General features: G+C 72.2%; 9 protein-coding genes. 8 read left to right on the forward strand and 1 reads right to left on the reverse strand.

What is annotated here, in order from left to right:
* From ACJ73U_RS42180 to ACJ73U_RS42205, 6 genes are all read left to right on the forward strand, one after another.
* A partial coding sequence (locus ACJ73U_RS42180) for a DUF3459 domain-containing protein (RefSeq protein WP_407783398.1) occupies positions 1-266 on the forward strand: 266 nt, incomplete at its 5' end.
* Positions 267-282: 16 nt separating this feature from the next.
* Positions 283-1,650, forward strand: coding sequence for an ABC transporter substrate-binding protein (locus ACJ73U_RS42185; RefSeq protein WP_407783399.1), 1,368 nt, complete (start codon positions 283-285; stop codon positions 1,648-1,650).
* A gap of 3 nt (positions 1,651-1,653) precedes the next feature.
* Complete coding sequence (locus ACJ73U_RS42190) at positions 1,654-2,616, forward strand: carbohydrate ABC transporter permease (RefSeq protein WP_407783400.1); 963 nt, start codon at positions 1,654-1,656, stop codon at positions 2,614-2,616.
* On the forward strand, positions 2,613-3,473 hold the full coding sequence (locus ACJ73U_RS42195) for a carbohydrate ABC transporter permease (protein ID WP_407783401.1): 861 nt from the start codon (positions 2,613-2,615) through the stop codon (positions 3,471-3,473). The genes ACJ73U_RS42190 and ACJ73U_RS42195 overlap by 4 nt, the downstream gene beginning before the upstream one ends.
* Positions 3,474-3,500: 27 nt before the next feature.
* Complete coding sequence (locus ACJ73U_RS42200) at positions 3,501-3,755, forward strand: hypothetical protein (protein ID WP_407783402.1); 255 nt, start codon at positions 3,501-3,503, stop codon at positions 3,753-3,755.
* A 47-nt stretch (positions 3,756-3,802) separates the two neighbouring features.
* Positions 3,803-6,370, forward strand: coding sequence for a CBM35 domain-containing protein (locus tag ACJ73U_RS42205; RefSeq protein WP_407783403.1), 2,568 nt, complete (start codon positions 3,803-3,805; stop codon positions 6,368-6,370).
* Positions 6,371-6,503: 133 nt separating this feature from the next.
* Here the strand turns inward: ACJ73U_RS42205 and ACJ73U_RS42210 are convergent, their stop codons facing one another.
* A complete protein-coding gene (locus tag ACJ73U_RS42210) occupies positions 6,504-7,070 on the reverse strand; it encodes a TetR/AcrR family transcriptional regulator (protein ID WP_407783404.1) in 567 nt (188 codons plus the stop codon).
* A gap of 95 nt (positions 7,071-7,165) precedes the next feature.
* Between ACJ73U_RS42210 and ACJ73U_RS42215 the strand changes: the two genes are divergently transcribed.
* Positions 7,166-7,888: an SDR family NAD(P)-dependent oxidoreductase gene (locus ACJ73U_RS42215; RefSeq protein ID WP_407783405.1), complete on the forward strand. Its 723-nt coding sequence runs from the start codon at positions 7,166-7,168 to the stop codon at positions 7,886-7,888.
* A 48-nt stretch (positions 7,889-7,936) separates the two neighbouring features.
* The coding region (locus tag ACJ73U_RS42220; protein ID WP_407783406.1) for an NAD(P)/FAD-dependent oxidoreductase at positions 7,937-8,810 on the forward strand (874 nt) is incomplete at its 3' end.

An 8,810-nucleotide genomic window follows, 5' to 3' on the forward strand; every position in this document is an offset into this window, starting at 1 on the left:
AGGACGGTGAGCCCGGCTCGATGCTCACGCTCTACCGTGCCGCGCTGGCCCTGCGCCGCGCCGAGCCGGGGTTGCGTGCCGAGTCCTTCGCCTGGTTGGCCTCCCCCGAGGACGTGCTCGCGTTCGCGCGGGAGGACGTGCTGTGCGTGGTGAACCTCGGCGCCGAGCCCGTGCCCCTGCCCGCCCACCGCGAGGTCCTGCTCACCAGTGCCGGCCTCGACGGTGACCGACTGCCCACCGACGCGGCCGTGTGGCTGCGTGCCTGATCCCCCTGGAGTGACGATGAAGTCTCCCATGATCGCGGCGCTGGCGACGTGCGCCCTCGTGCTGTCCGCGTGCGGTGCGGGTGGTGCCGCCGGCCAGGACGAGGTGAACGCCGACGGCAAGGTCGTCCTCGAGGTCGCCATGGACGCCGGCCTCGAACAGAACGCGGTCGACGCGTTCAACGAGCGGGTCGCCCAGTTCGAGAAGGCCCACCCGGACGTCGACGTGCGGCCGCGGGAGTACACCTGGACGGCCGCGACGTTCACCTCCCAGCTCGCCGGCGGCACCATCCCCGACGTGTTCACCGTCCCGTTCACCGACGGCCGGGGGCTCATCGAGCGCCAGCAGATCGCGGACGTCAGCGCGCTGGTCGCGAAGCTGCCGTACGCGAAGTCGTTCAACGCCAACGTCGCCAAGGCCGGGCAGGCGACCGACGGCAAGCAGTGGGCGGTGCCCATCGCCGCCTACGGCCAGGCACTGCACTACAACCGGACGCTGTTCGCCCAGGCCGGGCTCGACCCGGACGACCCACCGTCCACCTGGGACGAGGTGCGGTCGGCCGCCAGGCAGATCGCGGCGCGCACCGGTCAGGCCGGCTACGCCCAGATGACCACCGACAACACCGGCGGCTGGATACTGGCCACACTGGACTACGCGCGGGGCGGCCGGCTGGAGACCGTCAAGGGGGACAGGGCGACCGCGACGATCGACACACCGGAGCTGGCCGACGTGCTCGAGCAGGTGCGGGCCATGCGGTGGGACGACAACAGCATGGGCGCCAACTTCCTCTACGACTGGGCCGGCATCAACCAGGACTTCGCCGCCGGCCGGATCGGCATGTACGTCTCGGGCGGGGGCAACTACGGCAACCTGGTCACGCAGAACGCGTTGAAGCCGCGGGACTACGGCGTGACCGTGCTGCCGCTGACCGGCGACCGGGACGCGGGTGTGCTCGGCGGCGGGACCCTCGCGGTGGTGAGCCCGAAGACGGGGGAGAAGACCCGCGCCGCGGCCGTCGAGTGGATCGACTTCTTCTACCTTGGCAAGCTCACGGACCGGCACGCGGCCGTGCTGAACGCGAAGACGCAGGCGGAGTCCGGGCAACCGGTCGGCACCCCGGACCTGCCGGTGCTCGACCGGGCCACCTACGACGCCCAGCAGAAGTGGATCGCCGAGTACGTGAACGTGCCGGTCGCGCAGCTGAAGCCGTACACGAGCCGGATGTTCGACCAGCCGCTGGTGCCCGAGCCGGCGAGGTCCACCCAGGACGTGTACAAGCTGCTGGACAACGTGGCGCAGACCGTGCTGACCGACCAGGGCGCCGACATCCCGGCGCTGCTGGCCGACGCCCAGTCGCAGGCGCAGGCACTGCTCGACCGGGGCTGAGCCATGGCAGTCACGTTCGTCACCCGCCCGGCACGCGTCGCCGCCGCCCCGGCGCGTGCCCCGCGGCGGCGGCGCGGCCCGCGCTCGTGGGTGCGGGGCGGCGGGTTGTCCACGCTGGTGTTCCTGTTGCCGCTGCTGGTGGTGTTCGGGGTCTTCTCGTGGGGGCCGATCATCCAGTCGGTGATCATGAGCGTGCAGCGGACGAACCTGGTGACCGCGGCGCGGTTCGTGGGTCTCGACAACTTCGCCGCGGTGCTGGCCGACCCTCTCCTGTGGACGGCCGTGCGCAACACGCTCTGGTTCGCCCTGCTGGCACTGCTCATCGGCTACCCCGTGCCGCTGGTGGTGGCGGTGCTGATCGCCGAGGTCCGCGCGCGCAGGGGACTGTTCGCCGCCCTCGCCTACCTGCCGGTGGTCGTGCCGCCGGTGGTGGCGGTGCTGCTGTGGAAGTTCTTCTTCGACGCCGGCCCGAACGGGGTGTTCAACACGATCCTCGGCGCGGTCGGGGTGGGGCCGCTGCGGTGGTTGCAGGACGCGGACTCCGCGATGCCGTCCCTGGTGCTGGAGGCGACCTGGGCGGCCGCGGGCGGCACGATGATCATCTACCTGGCGGCGCTGGCGGCCGTGCCACCGCAGCTGTACGAGGCCGCCGAGATCGACGGCGCCTCCGTGTGGCGCAAGGTCTGGCACGTCACGCTGCCCAACCTGCGCAACGTCCTGCTGGTCACGTTCATCCTGCAGGTCATCGGCACCGCGCAGGTGTTCCTGGAGCCGTTCCTGTTCACGGGCGGCGGTCCGGCGCACGCGACCACCACCGTGCTGCTGCTGATCTACGACTACGCGTTCGCCGACAGCCTCGGCGGCGACTACGGCAAGGCGACCGCGCTGAGCCTGATGCTGGCCGCCGTGCTGGCCGTGTTCTCCGCCGTCTACTTCCGCCTGACCCGGTCGTGGAGCACGTCATGAGCCGGGGGCTGCTCTCCCCTTCGGAGTGGGCGTCCCCGCGGGTGCGGCGCAGTGTCCGGGTCCTGCACGGGCTCCTGCTCGCGGCGCTGCTGGTCGTCGGCCTCGGCCCGGTCCTCTGGCTGGCCAAGGCCGCGGTCACCCCGACCCAGGACACGCTCCGCGAGCCGCTGGCGGTCTTCCCGCACGGCATCGACCTCGCGAACCTGGCCACCGCGTGGACGCGGGTCGACATCGACCGGCACTTCCTCAACACCGTGGTCATGGCCGCCGGCTCGTGGTTGGTCCAACTCGTCGTGGCGACGACGGCCGGCTACGCGCTGGCGGTGCTGCGTCCCCGTTACGGCGGGCTGATCACGGGCGTGGTGCTGGCGACCCTGTTCGTCCCGTCGATCGTGCTGCTCGTGCCGTTGTACCTGACGGTCGTCAACGCCTCGATGATCAACACGTTCTGGGCGGTGTGGCTGCCCGCGGGCGCGAACGCCTTCAACGTGGTGATTGTGCAACGGTTCTTCGCGAACCTGCCCCGCGAGGTGTTCGAGGCGGCGCGGGTGGACGGCGCCGGGCCGTTCCGCCTGTTCTGGTCGGTGGTGCTGCCGATGTCCAGGCCGATCATCGGCGTGGTGTCGGTGTTCGCCGTGGTGGCGAGCTGGAAGGACTTCCTCTGGCCGCTGCTGGTGCTGCCCGACCCGGCGGTGCAGCCGCTGTCGGTGCGGCTGCCCGCGCTCCAACGCTATGTCGAGCTGGACGTGTTCCTCGCCGCGCTCGCCATCTCGTCCGTGATCCCCATCGCGCTGTTCCTGGTCTTCCAGCGCCTGTTCCTGCGCGGTGGCGCGCTGGAGGGCGCGGTCAAGGGCTGAATCCCTGCACACGAGGAGTCGACAACGATGTTGAAGCGATCCTTCACGGCGGCGCTCGCCGCCCTCATCGCGGCGGCCGGCGTGGTCGCGAGCGGCGTGGTCGCCGCGGCCGCCACGGCACAGGAGGCCGAGTCCGCACAGCTGGCCGGCGGCGCGGTCGTCGAGTCGGAACACCCCGGCTACACGGGTTCCGGCTACGTCGGCGGGTTCGTCGACGCGAACCGCGGCAACGCGGCGGCGACGTTCACGCTCACCGGCGTCACCGCCGGAACAACGACCTGACGATCCGGTACGCCAACGGCACCGGCGGCACCCGCACGATGTCGTTGGTGGTCAACGGAGCCACCCGCCAGGTCTCCCTGCCGGCCACGGCGAACTGGGACACCTGGGCGACCGGCCACCAGACCGTGTCCCTCACGGGCGGCGCCAACACCGTCGTCCTGCGGTACGGCACCGCCGACAACGGCAATGTGAACGTGGACAACGTCGCGGTGGCGGCAGTCCCGGCCGGGTCCGGTCTCGAGGCGGAGTCCGCCGCGCTGTCCGGCGGCGCGGTCGTCGAGTCGGAGCATCCCGGCTACACGGGTTCCGGCTACGTCGGCGGGTTCGTCGACGCCAACAAGGGCAACGCCGCCGCGACGTTCACGCTCACCGGGCAGACCGCGGGCGACCGCGACCTGTCGGTCCGCTACGCGAACGGCACGGGCGCCACCCGGACGATGTCGTTGGTGGTGAACGGGTCGACCCGCCAGATCTCCCTGCCCGCCACCGCGAACTGGGACACCTGGGGCACCACGACCGAGCCCGTGACGCTCGCCGCCGGCACGAACACCGTCGCGCTGCGCTACGGCCCGGCCGACAGCGGCAATGTGAACGTGGACAACCTCGCGCTCACCACCGCGCTCCCGGCCACCGGCGGCGAGTTGGAGACCGCGTTCCTGTCCGGCGGCGCCGCCGTGGGGACCGACGTGTCCGGCTACACCGGCAGCGGCTTCGTCACGGGGCTCGGCGCTGTGGGTGCCCGCGTCATCCGCACGGTGAACGTGCCCAGCGCCGGCACCCGCACCGCCACGCTGCGGTTCCGCAACGCGACCGGCGGCGCCCGCACGCTTTCCCTCTACGCCAACGGGTTGCGGCAGGGCCAGGTCACGCTGCCGGCCGGTGAGTGGCAGACCACCACCCACAGCGTGCCGCTGCGGGCCGGGGTGAACCTGCTCGGCTACCAGGTCGACCAGGGCGACTCCGGCGGCGTGCAGCTCGACAACGTCGACGTGGCCGGCGGCACCGCGCTCGACGTGCGCGGCGCGACCCTGCCGTACACCACCTACGAGGCCGAGGCGGGCAGCACCACCGGCCGCGTCCTCGCCGCCGACCGCACGTACACGACCAAGCAGGCCGAGGCGTCCGGCCGCCGCGCGGTCGAGCTGACCGGCACCAGCCAGTACGTGCAGGTCACGCTCACCAAGCCGGCCAACGCGATCACCGTGCGGGCGAGCATCCCCGACAACGCGGCCGGCACCGGGACGACCGCCCCGCTCGCGGTGTACGCGGGCGGCACCAAGGTGACCGACCTGACGCTCACGTCGAAGTACACGTGGATGTACGGCGCCTACCCGTTCGCCGACGCGCCGGGCGGGGCGAACCCGCACCGCTTCTTCGACGACGCGCGGACGCTGCTGCCCGCGACCTACCCGGCCGGCACGGTCCTGCGGCTGGCCAAGGAGACCACCGCCGTCGACACGATCACCGTCGACCTGGTGGACGCCGAGGTGGCCGACGCGGCACTGCCCGCGCCGACCGGGTATGTGAACGTGAACAGCTACGGCGCGGTGCCGAACGACAGCGGTGACGACACGGCCGCCATCCGCGCCGCCATCGCCGCGGCGCACGGCGGCGGTGTGTGGATCCCGGCGGGCCGGTACGTCGTCGGCGGACTGCTGGAGGTCTCGGGGGTGAGCGTGCGCGGCGCGGGCATCTGGCAGACCGTGCTGCAGGGCGTCAACCGGCGCGGCGGGTTCATGGCCACCGGGTCGAACGTCCAGCTGGCCGACTTCACGTTCGACGGCGACGTCACCACCCGCGACCCGGACAGCGCCCCCAACTCCGACGCGGCCATCGAGGGCGACTTCGGCACCGGTTCGCTGATCCACCACGTGGCCACCAACCACGCCAAGGTGGGCCTGTGGGTGAACGGCAACACGAACGGCCTCTACGCGTCCGTCCTGCGCGTCCGCAACACGATGGCCGACGGGGTGAACGTGAACGGCAACGCGACGGGTGTGCGCGTGGAGCAGAGCACGTTCCGCAACACCGGCGACGACGCCCTGGCCATGTGGTCCTATGCCGGCGCCGGCGGCACGGTCCGCGACAGCGTGCTCGCGTTCAACACGGTGGCCCTGCCGATCCTGGCCAACGGCGCGGCGGTGTACGGCGGCGCGAACAACCGGATCGAGGACAACCTCATCACCGACACGGTGTTCCAGGGCTCCGGCATCACGGTGTCCAACTGGCACGACGCGACCCCGTTCAGCGGCACGACCGTCGTACAGCGCGACACGCTGACCCGCACCGGCACCCACAGCCTCGACTGGGGCAGCGACCTCGGCGCGGTGTGGCTGTACGCGCCGAGCACCGCGTTCACCGGCGCCGTGGTGCTGCGCGACCTGAGCGTGAACGACAGCACGTACCAGGGCTTCCTGGCGAGCTGGCAGCAGCCGATCACGAACCTCACGGTCGAGCGGGTGACGTTCGCGGGGACCGGCACGATCGGCATGGAGTTCAACGTCCCGGGCAGCGGCACGTTCAGCTACGTGACGGTCAGCGGCAACGCCGGCCCGGCCCTGGCCAACAACGCGGGCTTCACCATCACCCGCGGCCCGGGCGACGTCGGCTGGTGAACCGGACGGAGGACGCCTTCCGCGCACTCGGGGTGCGGGCGGCGTCCTCCTCCGGGCCCGCTTCCGGGGCGGCGGTGCAGGATTTGTCGAACTCGCGGGTTCGTTCGGTTGGACACGCGGGGGGGTGGGGGGGTCAGGGGGTGGTGCGGAGGCCGGCCACGTAGATCTCCAGGAACCTGCCCACCTCGGCCGGGGCGTCGTCGGTCGCGTCGCGGATGATCTGGGCGACGGCGCGGGTGAGGGTGGCCATGTCCGCCATCGTGAAGTCGGGGCGTAGCCGGCCGCCGTCCTGGGCACGGCGGATCAGGTCGTCGAGGTGCTCGGCGCCGCGATGGCAGGCCTGGGCCACACCCTCGACCGCGAGCTGCCGGACGAGCACGTCGTTGAGGCCGCGGTCCCTGGCGTGCAGCGCGAACAGGCCCTCGAGGTAGCCGACGAACGCCCGCCACGGGTCCGGCTCCGCGCCCGCCCGCTCGGCGAGGGTGTCCAGGGCGGCCAGCCGCTGCGGGAAGATCGCCGCGAAGAACGCCTCGCGCGTCGGGAAGTGCGCGTACAGCGTGCCGATGCTGACCTCCGCCCGCCGGGCGATGTGCTCCATCGGCACGTCCAGGCCGCGCTCCGAGAACAGCTGACCGGCCGTGGCCAGCAGCTTCTCCCGGTTGCGTGCCGCGTCGGCACGCAGCGGCCTGGTCCCCGTCATGCCGTTCATCATACTGAAATCGAGGGTCGCCTCGACTTTGTGGTAGCGTCGCGCCGTAAATCGAGGGCACCCTCGAATTAGGGAAGGTGCGGACCATGTCCACTGCAGCCGTCATCGGGGTCGGTCCCGGGCTCGGCATGTCCATCGCCCACCGGGTCGGCCGGGAGGGGTACACCGTCGCGCTCGTGTCGCGCTCGGACACCCGGCACGCCGGGTACGTGTCGTCCCTCGCGGAGGAGGGGATCGCGGCCGAGGCGTTCACCGCCGACGTGCGCGACCGCGCCACGCTGCTGTCCACGCTGGACGCGATCGAGGCCCGGCTGGGCCCGATCGACCTGCTGTACTACGGACCCGGCGCCGTCGACCTCGACGCGCAACGGCCCGGACCGATCACCGCCACCACGGCCGAGGAGGTGCGGGACCTCGTGTCCGCCACCGTCTACCCGGCCATCGACGTGGTCAACCGGGTGCTGCCGGGCATGCTCGACCGCGGCAGCGGCGGGTTGCTGATCGCCGGCGGCCTGTCCGCCGTCCAGCCGATGCCGTTCCTCGGCGCGCTCGCGGTCGCCGCCGCGGCACTGCACAACTACGTCGTGACCCTCAACGCGGGCCTCGCCGGCACGGGCGTCCACGCGGGCAGCCTGGTCATCGGCGGGCTCGTCGAACGCGGTGACATCCACCAGCTCGTCAAGGCCGACCCGGACCGGTTCGGTGGCGTGCCACCGAGGACGCTCGACCCGGACGACATCGCCGAGGGCGCGTGGGAGCTGTACCGCACGCGTGCCCGCGCGGAGGCGGTGTTCAGCGTGTTCGGCTGACCGCTCGTGGTGGTTCCGCGCACCAGTGCAATGTGACATAGTACTGCCGTGGACGTGCTGGTCGTCGGTGCCGGGATGGTCGGTGCCGCCTGTGCGTACTTCTGCGCCGAGGCCGGGCTGCGGGTCGGTGTGGTGGAGCGCGGCGCGGTGGCGAGCGGCACCACCAGCGCCGGCGAGGGCAACATCCTCGTCTCCGACAAGGAGCCCGGGCCCGAGCTGGACCTCGCCCTGCTGTCGGTCCGGTTGTGGGCCGCGCTCGGCGAGCGGCTCGGTGCGGACCGGTTCGAGCTGGAGCCCAAGGGCGGTGTGGTGGTCGCCCGTTCACCGGAAGCCCTGGCCGCCCTCGACTCCCTGGCGGCCCGGCAGCGCGCGTGCGGGGTCACCGCGGTGGCCGTGGATGCGGCGGAGTTGGCCGAGCTGGAGCCCCGGCTGACCCGTGACGTGACCGGCGGCGCGCACTACCCGCAGGACATGCAGGTGCAGCCCGTGCTCGCCGCGGCGGAACTGTTGCGGCGAGCCCGTTTCCTCGGTGCGACCGTCCACACGGGAACGTCGGTCGTGGGGTTCCGGCGGGACGCGGGCGGCGCGGTCACCGGCGTGCGCACGAACGCGGGGGAGCTGTCGGCGCGGTGGGTGGTCAACGCGGCCGGCACCTGGGGTGGGGAGATCGCCGCGCTGGCCGGCGCGCCGGTGCCCGTCCTGCCGCGGCGCGGGTTCATCCTGGTCACGGAACCCTTGCCGTCCTCGGTCATCCGGCACAAGGTCTACTCGGCCGACTACGTCGCGAACGTGGCGAGCTCGGCCGCCGGGCTGGAGACCTCCGTGGTCGTGGAGGGCACCCGCGCGGGCACCGTGCTCATCGGTGCCAGCCGTGAACGGGTGGGGTTCGACCGGACGGTGTCGCTGCCCGTGCTGCGGACGC

Source organism: Actinophytocola sp. (assembly GCF_045807065.1).
In the GTDB taxonomy this organism is placed as follows: Bacteria; Actinomycetota; Actinomycetes; order Mycobacteriales; family Pseudonocardiaceae; genus Actinophytocola.

Excerpts from the sequence above, each read along its gene's own strand:
- ACJ73U_RS42185 (WP_407783399.1), top strand. The coding sequence starts at position 283 with ATGAAGTCTCCCATGATCGCGGCGCTGGCGACGTGCGCCCTCGTGCTG.
- ACJ73U_RS42190 (WP_407783400.1), top strand. The coding sequence starts at position 1,654 with ATGGCAGTCACGTTCGTCACCCGCCCGGCACGCGTCGCCGCCGCCCCG.
- ACJ73U_RS42195 (WP_407783401.1), top strand. The coding sequence starts at position 2,613 with ATGAGCCGGGGGCTGCTCTCCCCTTCGGAGTGGGCGTCCCCGCGGGTG.
- ACJ73U_RS42200 (WP_407783402.1), top strand. The coding sequence starts at position 3,501 with ATGTTGAAGCGATCCTTCACGGCGGCGCTCGCCGCCCTCATCGCGGCG.
- ACJ73U_RS42210 (WP_407783404.1), bottom strand. The coding sequence starts at position 7,070 with ATGACGGGGACCAGGCCGCTGCGTGCCGACGCGGCACGCAACCGGGAG.
- ACJ73U_RS42215 (WP_407783405.1), top strand. The coding sequence starts at position 7,166 with ATGTCCACTGCAGCCGTCATCGGGGTCGGTCCCGGGCTCGGCATGTCC.